This is a genomic window from Vibrio sp. SSH13-20, from assembly GCF_040104475.1.
Lineage (GTDB): Bacteria > Pseudomonadota > Gammaproteobacteria > Enterobacterales > Vibrionaceae > Vibrio > Vibrio harveyi.
The window spans coordinates 406838-422174 of record NZ_JBECOU010000003.1; the positions used below are offsets into that span (position 1 = coordinate 406838).

Genomic DNA, 15337 nt, shown 5'->3' on the forward strand with positions numbered 1-15337 from the left:
CAAGTGTTGAGATTCTAACATAGGTTCACTGTGTAATGAGCAGATTAAGACTAAAGAATGTTAGCGATGCCAGCTTTCCTGTCTTATTGACTACTAACTCAACACTTAAAGTGTGAATCTATGCGTTTACAAACAAAAAGCTCGCATTTCGCGAGCTTTTTAGTGGTATTTAGTTATTAAACCTTAGTCAAAAGCTTATTGATGGCACCTAAGAATTGAGAAGGATCTTCCATCGAGCCACGCTCGGCTAACATTGCCTGACCCAGTAACACTTCTACCCAGCGACCAAACGCTTCGTCGTCTGCTTCATCCGCCATTCGCTTCACGAGCTCATGCTCAGGGTTGATTTCGAAGATGTATTTCACTTCTGGTACCGCTTGACCTGCTGCTTCAAGAAGCTTCGCCATTTGCGTCCCCATTTCGAAATCGTCCGTCACCACAACGGCAGGTGTTGTTGCAAGCTTGAAGGTTGTACGAACTTCTTTTACGCGGTCACCTAGGTAAGACTGAGTGCGCTCAACAACAGACTTAAACTCTTCTTCTGTTTCTTTCTGCTTTTCTTTTTCTGCTTCGTCTTCGAACTTGCTCAGATCCAGACCCGCTTTGGTGATCGATTGGAACTGCTTGCCGTCAAACTCTGTCAGGTAGTTCATCAACCACTCATCAATTCGATCGAACATCAAAATAACTTCAATGCCTTTCGCCTTAAATTGCTCTAGGTGCGGACTGTTCTTCGCCGCTGCGTAGCTGTCTGCTGTTAAGAAGTAAATCTTATCTTGACCTTCCTTCATGCGTTCAACATAAGCAGCCAAACCAATAGATTGCTCAGCTGAGTCCACTTCAGTAGATGCGAAGCGCAATAGACCGGCAACTTTCTCTTTGTTTGCCATGTCTTCAGCAGGACCTTCCTTCATCACCTGACCAAACTCTTTCCAGAATGATTGGTATTTCTCTTCGTCATTCTTCGCCATGCGCTCCAGCATTGTCAGTACACGCTTAGTACAAGCGTTACGCAATGACTGAGTCACTTTGTTGTCTTGAAGAATTTCACGAGAAACGTTCAGTGGCAGATCGTTCGAATCAATTAAGCCGCGGACGAAACGCAAGTAAGACGGCATAAACTGCTCTGCGTCATCCATGATGAATACACGTTGTACGTATAATTTCAGACCCGACTTGTGATCGCGGTTCATCATGTCCCAAGGTGCCTTCGCTGGAATGTAAAGCAAGCTTGTGTAATCGTTCTTGCCTTCTACGCGGTTATGGCTCCAAGTTAGAGGATCTGCAAAGTCGTGAGAAACGTGTTTGTAGAACTCTTGGTATTCTGCTTCAGAGACGTCTGATTTGTTGCGAGTCCAAAGTGCTTGAGCTTTGTTGATTTGCTCCCACTTCTTCTCACTTGTTTCGTTGCCTTCCTCATCGCGAACAGCAGTTTGGATAGAAACTGGAATACCGATATGGTCGGAGTATTTGCTGATCACGTCACGTAGACGCCATTCATTTAAGAACTCTTTCCCTTCTTCACGCATGTGAAGCACGATATCAGTACCACGAGATTCTTTCGTGATCGTCTCAATAGTGTATTCGCCTTCGCCCGCAGAATGCCATTGAACCGCTTCATCTGCAGAAATACCTGCGGCACGAGTGCGTACCGTCACAGCATCAGCAACAATGAATGCAGAATAGAAACCCACACCAAACTGACCAATAAGCTGAGAGTCTTTGCTCTGCTCATCGGATAATTTAGAGAAAAACTCTGCTGTACCTGATTTTGCAATGGTACCTAAATGTTCAATCACATCATCACGGCTCATACCGATGCCGTTATCAGAGATTGTTAGTGTATTAGCACTTTCGTCAAACGCCAGCTTAACACCCAGATCCGCGTTACCCTCATATAAATCTGGGTTAGATAGCGCTTGGAAACGAAGCTTATCTGATGCGTCAGACGCGTTTGAAATCAGCTCGCGCAGGAAAATCTCTTTGTTTGAGTAAAGAGAGTGAATCATCAGATGAAGTAGTTGTTTTACTTCTGATTGAAAGCCACGAGTTTCTTTGTTTTGTGATACGGTTTCGCTCATGTTTGCTCCATAACATCTAAACTAAAAAGACTTTTAATGACAAAGTCCTAACCGCCACCTTAAAAAAGCAGCATTACTAAGATGTCATTTAACATGTGGCTGACAAATGTAAATTCAAGGTCAATATTGCTAAAAACGGTGTTTTTTTAGAAAATTTTAATTATCCTACGTCCCTAAAAGCATCTAAAACGTAGCACATGTCTTTTTGCGCACGCCTTATTATGTGACGCAAATCACTTATAATTACAGAATCATCCATCTAAGAAGAACTAAATGACTAACATCGGCACCAAATTTCTGCTTGCTCAAAGATTTGTCTTTGACCCAAATAGTAATTCGCTCGCTGACCAACAAAATGGCAACGAAGTTGTACGATTAGGAAGCAACGAAAGCCGTATTCTACTCATGTTGGCAGAGAGACCCAATGAAGTGTTAACGCGTAACGAGCTTCACGAGTTCGTATGGCGGGAGCAGGGTTTTGAGGTGGATGACTCAAGCCTTACTCAAGCGATTTCCACTCTACGTAAAATGTTGAAAGACTCTACGAAGTCGCCTGAATTTGTAAAAACGGTGCCAAAGCGCGGTTACCAACTGATTTGTTCAGTTGAACGTTTAAGCCCACTATCTTCTGAAGCAGCACTTACCGATGTTGATGCTCAAGAGGAAGAAAATGAAGCTCCAGTCGTTGACCTAGAGCAATTCGCAGAGCCCACTGCTGAGACAAAAGCAGAAACAGCCGTCGAACAAGCACCGACAGCTCAACCATTAAAATCTGCACCTGCACAAAAGAACACAAACTGGTTATTCAGAATCATCGTGTTAGTTGCCCTGCTACTTCCTGTTGGCGTGTTAATGCTAACCAACCCTGCAGAATCACAATTTCGTCAAATTGGTGAATATCACAACGTGCCAGTGATGACACCGATCAACCACCCTCAATTAAACAATTGGCTGCCGTCCATTGAGCAATGCATTCAACGCTATGTTGAACACCATGCTGCTGAGTCTTCACCAGTCGAAGTCATTGCAACAGGTGGTCAAAACAATCAATTGATTCTGAACTACATTCACGACAGTGATCACTCATATGAGAATGTAACACTGCGTATTTTTGCTGGTCGTAACGACCCAACTGACATCTGCAATTAAGGGAGGCTGAAATGAAGATAAGAATAGCATCTGCGGTTTTAGCCGTATCCATCCTTTTTAGTGGTTGGTTGTACTGGGGTAGTGACCTTAAAGTTGAGCAAGTCCTTACGTCAAATGAGTGGCAATCAACCATGGTGACACTTATTACTGATAACTTGCCAGATGATACCGTAGGTCCGCTACGCAAAGTCAACGTTGAGTCGAATGTGAAGTACCTACCTAATGGTGACTATATTCGCGTGGCAAACATCAAGCTATTTGCACAGGGCTCAAACATCGAGTCTACGATCAATATCTCTGAAAAAGGTCGTTGGGAAGTCAGTGATAACTATTTGCTGGTCTCTCCTTCTGAGTTCAAAGACATCTCCGCATCACAATCTAAAGATTTTTCGGAGTCTCAACTTCGTCTTATCACTCAAATCTTTAAGCTAGATGCTGAACAGAGTCGTCGTATTGACGTCGTTAACGAAAAAACTCTACTACTGACTAGCCTGAATCACGGTTCTACGGTACTGTTTAGAAACTGATTTTGATTCGATAAGAAGGGGGCAAGATGCCCCCTTTATTTTGCATATGGATTGGCTAGACACCCTCACCCTCTTCTTCGGTTCCCTTGTCGCAAATACGCTTGCTTCACTCTCTGGCGGTGGTGCGGGATTACTGCAGTTTCCACTTCTTATCTTTCTTGGTCTTCCCTTTTCTGTCGCACTAGGTACGCATAAAGTCGCTTCAGTCGCACTCGGTTTAGGCGCAGCAAGCACACACCTTAAAGCCGGTACGATTAAACCAAAAGTCGCCCTCTATCTCATACTCACCGGCAGTATTGGCGTGGTGATTGGCGCTAATCTCATTGTACAAATCCCAGATGGCATTGCTGAAAAAATGCTTGGCGCGATGATCTTAGCTCTTGGTATTTACTCTCGATTTAAGAAAGAGCTCGGTCAAACGGAAACTAAAACGCATCGTGACAGTGCCGGTTGGCTTATTGGTGGACTGGGTTTACTGCTGATTGGGATTGTAAACGGCTCACTCACAGCAGGTTCTGGGTTGCTTGTGACACTCTTTCTTGTCCGCTGGTTTGGTTACGATTACAAGCAAGCGGTAGCTTACACCATGATTTGTGTCGGTCTGTTTTGGAATGGCATTGGAGGTATTGCCGTTGTGCAAGCTGGTGCTCCTATTCATTGGGCTTGGTTACCTGTTTTATTATTCAGCTCATTTCTAGGTGGCAGCTTAGGCGCATGGGCAGCAACTCGATACAGCAATCGCGTCATCAAAGTTGCCTTTGAAGTGCTCACCTTCGCCGTTGGAATCAAATTGCTCCTCTGACGTTTTAAAAAATTTGAAATTAAGGAATTCGGAAATGGATAAAGCCATCATTGACATTTATTACTGTCGCCAGTGCAATTGGATGCTACGTTCAACCTGGCTCTCACAAGAGCTATTACATACCTTTAGTGAAGAAATAAAAACGATGAGCTTGCACCCAGATACGGGCGGTCGGTTCGAAATCTTTTGTAATGGAACCCAGATTTGGGAGCGTAAGAAAGATGGTGGCTTTCCTGAGGCGAAAGTCCTCAAACAACGTGTTAGAGACATCATCGACCCAGAACGCGATCTAGGACATTCAGACACAAAATAGGGAGCCATTCGCTCCCTTTATCTTTTCTTTACTCGCAAGGCTATTAAATCGTAGTTTGCGCTAGTACTTCGCCTTCTGGAGTTTGAACCGTTAGCGTATTACCTTCGAGTAAACCATAACTGCGTGGTAAGCCATTTCTCGGGAACGTCATTGAGCCCGGATTGAAAATGATGGCACCATCTTGCATCTCCGCCACAGGAACATGAGTATGACCATGGGCAATGATGTCGCCCTCACGCAACGGCGGTCGCTTTGTGGTGTTGTATAGGTGACCATGAGTCAAGAACATACGCTTGCCGGACTCTAACAGAAGCCACGCATACTCCGTCATCATTGGGAAATTTAACAGCATCTGATCCACTTCACTGTCGCAGTTACCGCGCACAGAGATAATGCGATCACTGTATTGATTCAGCAATTCTGCCACTTGTGGTGGGTTATAGCCTTCTGGTATTGGATTTCTTGGTCCGTGATTAAGCGTATCGCCCAATAAGATTAGGTGCTCTGCACCAGAGGCTAAATAAAGCTTGATGGTTTCTTCTGTGGCTGGCAAAGAACCGTGCAAGTCTGAGGCAAAAAATAGTTTCACGACATCGTCTCCTCAAAATGTATGAGGGTATTCTACGGCATTCCTATAGAAGCTCAACCACAGTGAAACCTCTAATGACCACGCAACATTTCCACCAGCATCGGAACCAGGTAGAACCACGCGACATAACCAACGCCCACTAAGACAATCATCCAGAAAATGAAGGACAAGAACTTTGACTTAGCAAGATGGTTAAGTGGATCTGGCTCTCCGCAGCCAGGACAAGTATGAGCTCGTTTTGAAATTTGTTTCTCGCACACAGGACAAGCAACTAGCGGCATGACATGACATCCTCAATTATTTCTTTAATTCTCAAAGGATAAGCCTCAGATCGAGGATATGCAATGGCACTAATACGCTACTCTTCTTAGCTAGGCAAAATGTCGCTGACCTGAGAAATTATCTTTACCAGCAGCGCGCGAACCACACTCAAAACCGTCGCTATACTTCTTCCCGAGCCATACCATTGATAACAATATTGTTATAACTCACCATGCCAATGACCTCTCCATTTTCAATGACTGGCGCGCGGCTGATACCAAAACGCTCAAACAAACGCGCACAATATTTCACATTCATATTGGGGTCGACGGTTAACGCAGGTTTGGTCATGATTTCATAGATGTTGGTGCGTTGTGGTGAACGGTTTTTTGCCAACACTTTTTTCGCTATGTCGTTCATTAAGACGATGCCATATTCATCATCGTCATCACGCTTTTTCACCACCAGCGCTTTCACTTCACTCTTCCTCGCTAGCGTGATCCCTTCGTGAACCGTAATCAACCCATCGACAATGATGTATGTTGCCGCCATTACGTCTCTGACTCTAATCAGCTCATGACTACTCATAACTCATCCTCTACCACTTTAGTTAGCTTCTCTACTTGGTGTGCGACACCGACAGCATCCTCGACATCAATCTGCACGGCAATCCCTTGACCGGATTCCTGATCGAACTCTCCAACGTCACTGATGGTTTCTAAAATGTGTCTCGACAAATGCTCCTCTACAACAAATAACAGCACATCTTTTTGCACCTCCAAGGTTAATCCAAAGAAAGTTCGTTTCTGGTTTAAACCTTGTCCTCGGGCATTGTTGATCACCGTAGCCCCCGTTGCTCCTGCATCTCTTGCTGCATCGAGCACCTTGTCGGTTTTGCTGTCTTCAACAAAGGCCAAAATCAATTTAAAGCGCATTTTCTTTTTCCTCCGCGGTTCCTTTATTCAACCACTGGGTAATCTGGGCATAGCCCATCACAGAAATCATTGGAAACAGGCTGGCAAACGCTATCAAGCCAAAGCCATCTATCATTGGGTTTCGTCCTGGTACGGTTGAAGCTAACCCCAACCCAAGCGCGGTCACTAAAGGTACGGTCACCGTCGAGGTAGTAACACCGCCTGAATCGTAAGCCAAAGGTACAATCAACTTTGGCGCATAGAAGGTTTGAATCACCACTACGATGTAACCGGCGATAATGTAGTAGTGAATAGGATCACCAACGACAATCCGATAGCTGCCTAGAGCAATACCAACTGCCACCCCCAAAGCAACGGCAACGCGCAATCCATTCACACTAATACTGCCACCAGAAACCTGATTTGCCTTTATCGCTACTGCAATAAGAGAAGGCTCTGCGATTGTCGTGCTGAAACCGATAAAGAAAGCAAAGATATACACCCAGTAGTAGTCTACCCAACTTAAGGCTTGACCGATGGATACTTTAAACTCGCGTAGAAATGCAGGGGCAGTAAGCTGCGTTGCCATGGTTTCACCCAACGGAAACAGCGCCATTTCTAACCCAAGCAAAAACAGCGACAAACCGAGGATAACGTAGGCAAATCCAAGCAGGACTTTAGGCAGGTTAGAGATGGGACGTCGTAATACTGCAAGCTGGAAGCCAAAAATAATGGTCGCTATCGGGATCACGTCACTGATAGTAGAAACAAAGGTATCGAAGAAGTGCTCAAACGAAATCATGCCACCACCATCCCGTATACCATCACAAACATCATTGGTAGCAATGAGGCAAAGGCGATCAAACCAAACCCATCAATCATAGGGTTTCGCCCTTTGATCGCGGAAGCGAGCCCAACGCCAAGCGCTGTGACCAAAGGAACCGTAATTGTGGATGTCGTCACTCCTCCAGAATCATAAGCCACCCCAATGATTGATTCAGGCGCAAATCCCGTTAGTATCACAACGCCAATATAACCGCCTATGATCATGTACTGAATCGGCCAGCCCTTGAGAATTCGCAACACGCCGAGCACAATCGCTACACCTACCGACAAGGCAACCGTTAAGCGTAATCCATCTGCGTACTCTTCCATAGATTGTTCTGTATTGGCAATCATGCCCCCTTCAGCCGCAACTTCTGATGCTTCCTCTGCAACAGCGGTCAAGGCTGGTTCTGCAATGGTGGTACCAAAACCCAAGCAGAACGCAAAGATCAGTAACCAGAAAACGCTGCCTTTATTAGCGAACGCTTGTGCCATATTTTCCCCAATGGGAAACAAACCAAGCTCTAATCCAAAGATAAAGAAGGTTAAACCGAGAATAACCAGAAGAAGACCAAATAGAATAGAGACGAGATTGGGCAGCGGTTCCTGAAGCACGACCAACTGAAAAAAGGTGATGACAATAACAATAGGTAGCAAGTCACGAGCACTACTGAGCAACGCTCTAAATAGAGCAACAAATGCCTCCATACTCCCTCCTATCTACTGACTGTTATTCTCCTTTAAGTTCAGCATGACACAGTTTCCCTGAGCTAAGTGTGAGCTTTGCTAAAGGCTTGATAACATTTTGTTACATTCTTTCAAATTGTGAACTTCGCATCGCTTCCCAACAAAATGCTTCTAACTCCTTAGGAACTAATAATAAAATCGACACTGCAAGTCATTGATATGATCACGCTAGGCGTATAACGACTATAATGTTTGAATAGTTTTACCATCAAAGGGATGACATGAAGATACTACTGACCGGCGGCACAGGCTTTATTGGCTCAGAGCTACTTAAGTTACTGACCACTCACCAAGTCATTTTGCTTACGCGTAACCCAGAGCAAGCAAAACAACGACTTAATCATGCCGATGTCGGTAATATTGAATATCTCGACTCCCTTGATTCACTTGAAGATCTTAATGATGTTGATGCCGTGATTAACCTCGCAGGCGAACCGATCGCAGACAAGCGCTGGAGCAAGGAGCAGAAAGAGATCATTTGTAACAGCCGTTGGAAGGTTACCGAGCGTATTGTCGCACTGATCCACGCAAGTACAGAGCCACCATCGGTGTTCATCAGTGGATCTGCCGTTGGTTATTACGGCGACCAGCAAGACCATCCTTTTGATGAGTGCTTACACGTCAATAGCGAGGCGTTCGCTCACTCCGTTTGTGCTCGTTGGGAGCAGATAGCAAAACGTGCAGAATCCGAACAAACCCGAGTATGCTTGTTGCGTACTGGCGTTGTCCTTGGTCCAAATGGTGGCGCACTTGCCAAAATGATTTTGCCTTACAAACTAGGTTTAGGGGGACCATTGGGTAGCGGTAAACAATACATGCCATGGATCCATATTTTGGATATGGTTCGTGCCATTATGTACTTGCTTGAAACGCCACACGCTCATGGTGAATTCAACTTATGTGCTCCCCACCCTGTTAGCAATCGAATCTTTAGTGGCACACTGGCGAAAACGCTAAAACGTCCACATATTCTCTTCACCCCTAAATGGGTGATGAATATGGCGATGGGAGAATCCTCTTGCTTACTGTTTGATAGCATTCGCGCCAAACCGAAAAAGCTGACCGAATTGGGTTTTCAATTCAGCTACTCTCGCGTCGAACCTGCACTCAAGAACTTGCTTCAAGATCGAAGTTATTGAATCATAAGGCTCACTATACTTTCGTGAGCCCTCTAATATGAAAAAATCCATTCTTATCACCGGATGCTCCACTGGCATCGGCTACATTTGTGCCCATGCTTTGAAAAAAGAGGGCTTCCACGTGATTGCCTCCTGCCGGCACGAACAAGATGTCGAACGCTTAACAAGCGAAGGACTAACCTGTATTCAATTGGATCTTAACGATTCTGAAAGCATCTCTTCGGGAGTCAAGCAAGCATTAACACTAGCCGACGGAAAGTTATATGCCGTATTCAATAACGGGGCATATGGTCAGCCTGGCGCGCTAGAAGACTTGCCGACAGAGGCGCTCCAAGCTCAGTTTCAAACCAACTTTTTTGGCTGGCATCAGTTAGTCAGAGAAGTACTGCCACATATGCGCAAACAGGGTGAAGGAAGAATCATCCAAAATAGCTCTGTGCTTGGGTTTGCAGCCATGAAATATCGTGGTGCCTACAATGCCTCTAAGTTCGCACTCGAAGGCTGGACCGACACACTACGTTTGGAATTGATGGACACCAACATCAAAACCGCACTGATAGAGCCGGGACCTATTGAAACCCAATTTAGACATAATGCATTAAAAGCCTTCGAGCAATGGATTGATGTCGAGAACAGCCCACACAAAGCCGCTTACGAAGGTCAGAAGCAGCGTCTAGATAACGACAAGTCGAACAATAGATTTGTGCTTCCTGCAGAATCTTGCATCGAGCCAGTGCTTCATGCGCTCACAAGCGATAAACCAAAAATCCGCTACCGCATTACAACGCCAACTAAAGTATTTGCCGTGTTAAAGCGCCTATTACCAACGCGTATTCTTGATAAGATTCTGCGACAAGCAGCATAAAAACTTTTTATCACAATGTAATTTTACCGTAACAATGTGATGTCATTATGAGCATGTAGGTTAAGAAAGCCTCAATGTTCGAATCAATTTCTAAGTTAGTATCTTCATCTATCGAGCCTGAACACGATGTTGATACTCACTTTAGATTTGGTATCGCCACCCTTTCTGTTTTGTATTTACGCGAGACAATAATGACATTAAATCAGCTCAACTGGCTTAGTGTGGGTGTAGTGTTGACTGTGTTCATCCTATTTTGATACCTCACCCAGCACACAAAGATAACGTCTAACAAGACTCCCTAATTCGTGCTGGAATAGCCAAAGTTTTATAGCACTTTCGCTTGCTATCAGGATTACGCTGCTTCGGCAGCGTTTTTCCTTTCTATCGCTTGAATTTCCTAAATATCAACTCCATATCTACAATCAACGACAAGAAACAAAAAGCAAGGACACTCTGATGCAATCCCCATTTATCGTTGAGTTAACAGAACAAAATTTCCGCGAGACTCTTGAAGGGTCAATGAACACGCCAGTGTTGATCCACTTCTGGGCGAGTGCTCAACCAGAAAGTGCGCAAGTGATCCCTGAGCTACAAATGCTAACTCAACAATACAACGGTGCATTCACCCTTGCTCTATTGAACTGTGAGCAGCAACCAGCTTTAGCATCACAGTTTGGCGTACAAGTCTTACCAACTATCGCGTTGTTTATGAACGGTCAAGCGGTAGATGGTATGGGTGGTCCTCAGCCGATTGATGCCATTTCAGCCATGCTGCAAAAACACCTCCCAAGCCAAGACGAAATGCAGTTAAAGCAAGCAAGCGAGTTGCTACAACAAGGCGAACATGCTCAAGCTCTAGCTATTTTGCAAACCCTTTCAGAAGATCTGCAAAACCGCGGTGATGTAAAACTAGCGATGGCAGATTGTTTGCTAGAAACCAAACAATTTGAATTGGCACAAACGCTATTGAGTGCAATCCCACTGGAATATCAAGATAACTACTATAAGGGATTGATTGCCAAGTTAGATCTGCACCTCCAAGCAGCAGATAGCCCAGAGCTTCAACGCCTTGAACAAGAGCTAGCCGCAAACCCAGATAACTTCGAATTGGCATGTGAGCTTGCAGTTCAATACAACCAAGTTGGTCGCGATGAAGAAGCGTTGGAGCTACTTTGGAATATTTTAAAAACCAACCTCGGCGCACAAGACGGTGAAGTGAAGAAAACTTTTATGGATATCTTAAGTGCATTGGGTCAAGGCAATGCATTAGCAAGTAAATTCCGTCGTCAGTTGTACTCTATTCTCTACTAATTAAAGTACTAACCTGCTGAATTAAAAATATAAAAAGGTCGGATTAATCCGGCCTTTATTCTGTCTATAATTTATCGAGGCTCTCATTTCTACGATTGTGTCATAAGCCTAAATGAGTAAAAATGAAACAAACATTATGCACTTAAGGGAATAGAACATGCCAATCGACTCATTGATCACCATCGGGATCTTAGTTGTACTAGCCATTATTGTCCTCGCTTCTGGGATCAAAACCGTACCACAAGGGAACAACTGGACCGTCGAACGCTTCGGACGTTATACCCACACCTTAAAGCCAGGTCTAAACCTAATCATTCCTTTCGTTGATCGCGTAGGTCAAAAAGTCAACATGATGGAACGTGTACTGGACATCCCGGCACAAGAAGTCATCTCAAAAGACAATGCGAATGTTGTTATCGATGCAGTCGGCTTTGTCCAAGTCATCGACGCAGCCAAAGCGGCGTATGAAGTCAACGATCTAGAACACGCTATCCGTAACCTAACACTAACGAACATTCGTACCGTGCTCGGCTCAATGGAATTGGATGAGATGCTTAGCCAGCGTGACATGATCAACACCAAATTGCTCTCTATCGTTGACCAAGCAACCAACCCTTGGGGCGTAAAAGTAACTCGTATCGAGATCAAAGACGTTCAACCACCAGCAGATCTAACAGCAGCAATGAACGCTCAGATGAAAGCAGAACGTAATAAGCGTGCTGAAATCCTAGAAGCTGAAGGGATACGTCAAGCAGAAATCTTACGAGCAGAAGGTCAAAAACAATCGGAAATTCTGAAAGCGGAAGGTGAAAAGCAATCGGCGATCTTACATGCGGAAGCGCGTGAGCGTGCAGCTCAAGCAGAAGCAAAAGCGACTTACATGGTATCTGAAGCAATCGCTAAAGGTGATGTTCAGGCGGTTAACTACTTTATTGCCCAAGGTTATACCGATGCACTGAAGAGTATCGGTCAAGCGGAAAATGGTAAGATCATCATGATGCCGATCGAAGCGACAGGTCTAATGGGCTCAGTCGCGGGTATTGCTGAAATGTTCAAACAAAGTAAGGACTAAGGATTGCCTATGGATTTATTTAGCCTATTAGAAAGCGTGTCATTCTGGCATTGGATTGCGCTTGGTTTAGCCTTGCTCGCTGTAGAGCTATTGGGCACAGCAGGCTATTTTCTTTGGCTAGGCATTTCCGCCCTGATCGTTGGCGCTATCCTATCTTTCTTACCAATGAGTTGGCAGATGCAGTGGCTTGCCTTTGTGGCTTTCAGTTTGGTTACCACTTGGCTATGGTGGAGAAAGCAATGGTCCAAGGATCGCAAAAGTGATCAAGCCAGAGATCTCAATCAAAAACACAAACAGCTGATAGGTAATATTGTCACGCTCGAAGAAGATTTTCACATTGGAATGAATCGTCTTAGAGTGGCAGATACAACGTGGTCAGCTGAATGCGAACACGAATTGCCGACGGGAACTCGGGTCGAAATTATCGCCGTAGACGGCATAATTTTGAAGATTAAACCGGTTTCTCGCTGATTTGTGTCAAAATAAAAGGGTGCTCAGCATCCTTTTATTTCCTTTCCGTGACTAATGCTTTTATTTCATCTACTTATTTAAATTAACCACAAAAATTAAGTAATAGAAATATTATTAATATTCTCTCCTTTATCAAAATAGCTTCTCCTACTAAATTAAAATTTCAAGTACATAGATAAATATATCCCAAGATTTAAAATCTAAATTCATTTTAAAAAATAAAACACTGTTGAATTAATTTTTGATCTTTCTAGGTCTCTATACATACTTAACGCATAAGCATGGCAATTAAATGCTTATATTTTTTAAGGTAAGTAAGAGGATGTACTATGAAGAAGTGTTTTTTGTTTTTAGCGTGCAGCGCGTTTGCGTTTTCTTCATTCGCCTATAACAACGGGAATGGAGGCACCACCAATCTAGGACCTATCGTTGAATGTGTTTTACCAAGTGGCGATGTTGCCCATCTACCTAGTGAGATGTGCCGCTTTCAAGGTGGTTCATGGGACAACTAAATCGTAGGTTAGATTAAGGAGCAGAACGCTACGCTTTAATATTTCCCACCTAAACAACGAACTCAAGTAATTAAGTGAAATTAAAAAGAAAATACATTCTAGATTACAAGGTAAATAATATGAAACTGGTAACTGGATTATTAGTCGCTATCGCTGCATTAATGCCATTGACTTCGCTAGCAAATGGCGCTTCTGGTGGTAGAACATTAGCACCGGAAATAAAGTGTGAATTGCCCAACGGCAACGTACACATGCTTCCTCCCCTATATTGCAAAATGTATGACGGAAAAGAAGTAAAATAAAAAAGGAGCCGATTGGCTCCTTTTTCTTAACTTCTAAATATTAGTGGAAGCTGTATGGGATAAGAACTTGTAGACGTAGGTCTGTCTCATCCGCGTCTGCTGCACCAGCAAACTCGTCACGCTCTAGGATAGTACCGTGTAGACGCACGGTTGTACCTTTAAGAGAACCGCTTTGTAGAGAGTAAGAAACTGTTGCGTTAACTGCGTACTCGCTCTCGTAATCCCAGTCACCAGATGCGCCGCTTGCTGCAGAGTCTGCACCAGAACCGTAGCCGAAGCCTAGGTAGTAGTTCCAGCCGTTACCTTGGTTGTAAGATAGACGGTTGTACCAAGCTAGCTCGCCAGCTTTGTTCCAGTCAGATAGAGCATCCCACCATTGTGACCAAGTACCATTATTCATACCGTAAGTATGGATTGTACGAGGAACGAAATCTGAACGGTTGTCTGTGTCTGTGTAACGTAGTTCAGACATCCAAGACAGTTTACCGAACGATTGGTTTAGAGATAGACCAGTGTGGAAACCTAGACCATCGTATTTCACATCGTCATCAACACCGTAGAAGTCAAATGCAAGAGTAGTACGGTCACTTACTGTGTACTTCAAGTAAGCTTTGTATGACGTGTTATCAGTTTCGTCATGGTAGCTAGTTACTTGACCTGCACCCCAGTCGATACCGTTAGCGTATTTAACGCCTGTCGCTTGACCAAGACCAACTTGGAAGAATAGAGCGTCAGTAATGTTACCGTTCAAACCTAGAGAGTGTAGGTAGCTCCAAGAAGTGTCTGACCATAGTGCTGGCGCGTAGTCATCTTCGTGTAGCAACCATGGTGCTGTAAATTGGTCTGCACCAAAGTAGCTTAGGTTGAAATCACCCAGCTTCGCGTTTAGTTCGAAACCACGGTAAGTACCTGGTACGAAGCTCCAAACGTTACCGATTGTGCCATTACCACCAGCTTGCAACATACCGAAGCGAGCGTTAAAGTTTTCGCCAGTCTTAAACTTCAGAGCAGCTTTGTAAACTTTAAGTTGATCACCGTCACCTGCACCCCAGTCTAGGTTAGTACAAGTAGAGATCTCGTTACATAGGTAACCGTCTGCGCCTTTCAAGCTATCGTTGTATAGGTCGCCAGAGTAGTAAGCTGCTACGTCTGCACCTAACCAACCATCATGGTAGCCAGAAGTGAAGTCAATGATCGCATTGTAAGATGAGTAGTTTAGACGGCTCCAGCGGTCGCCATTCTCACCACCAGGTTTACCTGTTGTACGAGTACGAGAACGAGTATCAACAACGAACATTGCATTAAGACTTGAGTCTTGCATAAATTCGTTAACTTTTTCTACATACTCACCACCAGCTGCACTTTCAGTAGATGCTGTAGCCGGAGCTACTGCAACCGCACCAAACATCGCAGCTGTTAACGCTGAAACCTTGAAAAATTTGTCCATGGAAAAAACT

The 15337-nt window shown here is 44.3% G+C and carries 20 protein-coding genes; 12 read left to right on the forward strand and 8 right to left on the reverse strand.

Features of this window, described 5'->3' with window-relative positions:
- Positions 1 to 176: 176 nt before the first annotated feature.
- On the reverse strand, positions 177 to 2081 hold the full coding sequence (gene htpG, locus ABMY42_RS10585; RefSeq protein WP_009698592.1) for a molecular chaperone HtpG: 1905 nt from the start codon (positions 2079 to 2081) through the stop codon (positions 177 to 179).
- Between the two features lie 273 nt (positions 2082 to 2354).
- Between htpG and ABMY42_RS10590 the strand changes: the two genes are divergently transcribed.
- The 4 genes from ABMY42_RS10590 to ABMY42_RS10605 are packed head-to-tail and all read left to right on the forward strand — an operon-like array spanning position 2355 to position 4872.
- Positions 2355 to 3230, forward strand: a complete 876-nt coding sequence (locus ABMY42_RS10590; RefSeq protein WP_005446380.1) for a transcriptional regulator — start codon at positions 2355 to 2357, stop codon at positions 3228 to 3230.
- Positions 3231 to 3241: 11 nt separating this feature from the next.
- A complete protein-coding gene (gene toxS, locus ABMY42_RS10595) occupies positions 3242 to 3757 on the forward strand; it encodes a transmembrane regulator ToxS (protein WP_053049477.1) in 516 nt (171 codons plus the stop codon).
- Positions 3758 to 3803: 46 nt separating this feature from the next.
- Positions 3804 to 4559, forward strand: coding sequence for a sulfite exporter TauE/SafE family protein (locus tag ABMY42_RS10600; RefSeq protein WP_009698593.1), 756 nt, complete (start codon positions 3804 to 3806; stop codon positions 4557 to 4559).
- A 34-nt stretch (positions 4560 to 4593) separates the two neighbouring features.
- Positions 4594 to 4872, forward strand: a complete 279-nt coding sequence (locus ABMY42_RS10605) for a SelT/SelW/SelH family protein (RefSeq protein ID WP_005446375.1) — start codon at positions 4594 to 4596, stop codon at positions 4870 to 4872.
- A 43-nt stretch (positions 4873 to 4915) separates the two neighbouring features.
- Here the strand turns inward: ABMY42_RS10605 and yfcE are convergent, their stop codons facing one another.
- From yfcE to ABMY42_RS10635, 6 genes are all read right to left on the reverse strand, one after another.
- On the reverse strand, positions 4916 to 5461 hold the full coding sequence (gene yfcE, locus ABMY42_RS10610; RefSeq protein ID WP_069686885.1) for a phosphodiesterase: 546 nt from the start codon (positions 5459 to 5461) through the stop codon (positions 4916 to 4918).
- 71 nt (positions 5462 to 5532) lie between these two features.
- Positions 5533 to 5742 carry a hypothetical protein gene (locus ABMY42_RS10615; protein ID WP_005446371.1) on the reverse strand — a complete coding sequence of 70 codons (210 nt, stop codon included), beginning with the start codon at positions 5740 to 5742 and terminating at the stop codon, positions 5533 to 5535.
- Between the two features lie 160 nt (positions 5743 to 5902).
- Entirely contained in the window at positions 5903 to 6310 is a 408-nt protein-coding gene (locus tag ABMY42_RS10620) for a CBS domain-containing protein (RefSeq protein ID WP_009698597.1), read from the reverse strand.
- Positions 6307 to 6657, reverse strand: a complete 351-nt coding sequence (locus ABMY42_RS10625) for a P-II family nitrogen regulator (RefSeq protein WP_005451557.1) — start codon at positions 6655 to 6657, stop codon at positions 6307 to 6309. The genes ABMY42_RS10620 and ABMY42_RS10625 overlap by 4 nt, the downstream gene beginning before the upstream one ends.
- Positions 6647 to 7438, reverse strand: coding sequence for a DUF1538 domain-containing protein (locus ABMY42_RS10630; protein ID WP_005451556.1), 792 nt, complete (start codon positions 7436 to 7438; stop codon positions 6647 to 6649). The genes ABMY42_RS10625 and ABMY42_RS10630 overlap by 11 nt, the downstream gene beginning before the upstream one ends.
- Positions 7435 to 8169 (reverse strand): DUF1538 domain-containing protein, encoded by a 735-nt coding sequence (locus ABMY42_RS10635; RefSeq protein ID WP_005451555.1) that lies wholly within the window; start codon positions 8167 to 8169, stop codon positions 7435 to 7437. Before ABMY42_RS10635 ends, ABMY42_RS10630 begins: the two co-directional genes overlap by 4 nt.
- Positions 8170 to 8429: 260 nt before the next feature.
- On the opposite strand from ABMY42_RS10635, the gene ABMY42_RS10640 reads away from it, so the two are divergent.
- The 8 genes from ABMY42_RS10640 to ABMY42_RS10675 all read left to right on the forward strand — a co-directional run bounded on the left by ABMY42_RS10640 (position 8430) and on the right by ABMY42_RS10675 (position 13880).
- Entirely contained in the window at positions 8430 to 9347 is a 918-nt protein-coding gene (locus ABMY42_RS10640; RefSeq protein ID WP_005451554.1) for a TIGR01777 family oxidoreductase, read from the forward strand.
- A gap of 37 nt (positions 9348 to 9384) precedes the next feature.
- A complete protein-coding gene (locus tag ABMY42_RS10645) occupies positions 9385 to 10212 on the forward strand; it encodes an SDR family oxidoreductase (RefSeq protein WP_281187867.1) in 828 nt (275 codons plus the stop codon).
- Between the two features lie 74 nt (positions 10213 to 10286).
- Positions 10287 to 10469: a hypothetical protein gene (locus ABMY42_RS10650; RefSeq protein WP_009698600.1), complete on the forward strand. Its 183-nt coding sequence runs from the start codon at positions 10287 to 10289 to the stop codon at positions 10467 to 10469.
- Positions 10470 to 10668: 199 nt separating this feature from the next.
- Positions 10669 to 11523 (forward strand): co-chaperone YbbN, encoded by an 855-nt coding sequence (locus tag ABMY42_RS10655; protein ID WP_017818943.1) that lies wholly within the window; start codon positions 10669 to 10671, stop codon positions 11521 to 11523.
- 157 nt (positions 11524 to 11680) lie between these two features.
- Positions 11681 to 12595 carry an SPFH domain-containing protein gene (locus ABMY42_RS10660; protein ID WP_005451550.1) on the forward strand — a complete coding sequence of 305 codons (915 nt, stop codon included), beginning with the start codon at positions 11681 to 11683 and terminating at the stop codon, positions 12593 to 12595.
- Between the two features lie 9 nt (positions 12596 to 12604).
- The gene (locus ABMY42_RS10665; RefSeq protein ID WP_005451549.1) at positions 12605 to 13066 is read left to right on the forward strand and encodes an NfeD family protein; all 462 of its coding nucleotides are present in this window, start codon (positions 12605 to 12607) and stop codon (positions 13064 to 13066) included.
- Positions 13067 to 13395: 329 nt separating this feature from the next.
- Positions 13396 to 13578 carry a hypothetical protein gene (locus ABMY42_RS10670; protein WP_100216240.1) on the forward strand — a complete coding sequence of 61 codons (183 nt, stop codon included), beginning with the start codon at positions 13396 to 13398 and terminating at the stop codon, positions 13576 to 13578.
- 119 nt (positions 13579 to 13697) lie between these two features.
- A complete protein-coding gene (locus tag ABMY42_RS10675) occupies positions 13698 to 13880 on the forward strand; it encodes a hypothetical protein (protein WP_009698603.1) in 183 nt (60 codons plus the stop codon).
- Between the two features lie 40 nt (positions 13881 to 13920).
- Here the strand turns inward: ABMY42_RS10675 and ABMY42_RS10680 are convergent, their stop codons facing one another.
- On the reverse strand, positions 13921 to 15327 hold the full coding sequence (locus ABMY42_RS10680) for a hypothetical protein (RefSeq protein ID WP_005451547.1): 1407 nt from the start codon (positions 15325 to 15327) through the stop codon (positions 13921 to 13923).
- Between the last annotated feature and the right edge of the window lie 10 nt (positions 15328 to 15337).

Bases quoted from the DNA above. Each gene is read 5' to 3' on its own strand.
- htpG (WP_009698592.1), bottom strand. From the start codon at position 2,081: ATGAGCGAAACCGTATCACAAAACAAAGAAACTCGTGGCTTTCAATCA.
- ABMY42_RS10590 (WP_005446380.1), top strand. From the start codon at position 2,355: ATGACTAACATCGGCACCAAATTTCTGCTTGCTCAAAGATTTGTCTTT.
- toxS (WP_053049477.1), top strand. From the start codon at position 3,242: ATGAAGATAAGAATAGCATCTGCGGTTTTAGCCGTATCCATCCTTTTT.
- ABMY42_RS10600 (WP_009698593.1), top strand. From the start codon at position 3,804: ATGGATTGGCTAGACACCCTCACCCTCTTCTTCGGTTCCCTTGTCGCA.
- ABMY42_RS10605 (WP_005446375.1), top strand. From the start codon at position 4,594: ATGGATAAAGCCATCATTGACATTTATTACTGTCGCCAGTGCAATTGG.
- ABMY42_RS10615 (WP_005446371.1), bottom strand. From the start codon at position 5,742: ATGCCGCTAGTTGCTTGTCCTGTGTGCGAGAAACAAATTTCAAAACGA.
- ABMY42_RS10620 (WP_009698597.1), bottom strand. From the start codon at position 6,310: ATGAGTAGTCATGAGCTGATTAGAGTCAGAGACGTAATGGCGGCAACA.
- ABMY42_RS10625 (WP_005451557.1), bottom strand. From the start codon at position 6,657: ATGCGCTTTAAATTGATTTTGGCCTTTGTTGAAGACAGCAAAACCGAC.
- ABMY42_RS10630 (WP_005451556.1), bottom strand. From the start codon at position 7,438: ATGATTTCGTTTGAGCACTTCTTCGATACCTTTGTTTCTACTATCAGT.
- ABMY42_RS10635 (WP_005451555.1), bottom strand. From the start codon at position 8,169: ATGGAGGCATTTGTTGCTCTATTTAGAGCGTTGCTCAGTAGTGCTCGT.
- ABMY42_RS10640 (WP_005451554.1), top strand. From the start codon at position 8,430: ATGAAGATACTACTGACCGGCGGCACAGGCTTTATTGGCTCAGAGCTA.
- ABMY42_RS10645 (WP_281187867.1), top strand. From the start codon at position 9,385: ATGAAAAAATCCATTCTTATCACCGGATGCTCCACTGGCATCGGCTAC.
- ABMY42_RS10650 (WP_009698600.1), top strand. From the start codon at position 10,287: ATGTTCGAATCAATTTCTAAGTTAGTATCTTCATCTATCGAGCCTGAA.
- ABMY42_RS10655 (WP_017818943.1), top strand. From the start codon at position 10,669: ATGCAATCCCCATTTATCGTTGAGTTAACAGAACAAAATTTCCGCGAG.
- ABMY42_RS10660 (WP_005451550.1), top strand. From the start codon at position 11,681: ATGCCAATCGACTCATTGATCACCATCGGGATCTTAGTTGTACTAGCC.
- ABMY42_RS10665 (WP_005451549.1), top strand. From the start codon at position 12,605: ATGGATTTATTTAGCCTATTAGAAAGCGTGTCATTCTGGCATTGGATT.
- ABMY42_RS10670 (WP_100216240.1), top strand. From the start codon at position 13,396: ATGAAGAAGTGTTTTTTGTTTTTAGCGTGCAGCGCGTTTGCGTTTTCT.
- ABMY42_RS10675 (WP_009698603.1), top strand. From the start codon at position 13,698: ATGAAACTGGTAACTGGATTATTAGTCGCTATCGCTGCATTAATGCCA.
- ABMY42_RS10680 (WP_005451547.1), bottom strand. From the start codon at position 15,327: ATGGACAAATTTTTCAAGGTTTCAGCGTTAACAGCTGCGATGTTTGGT.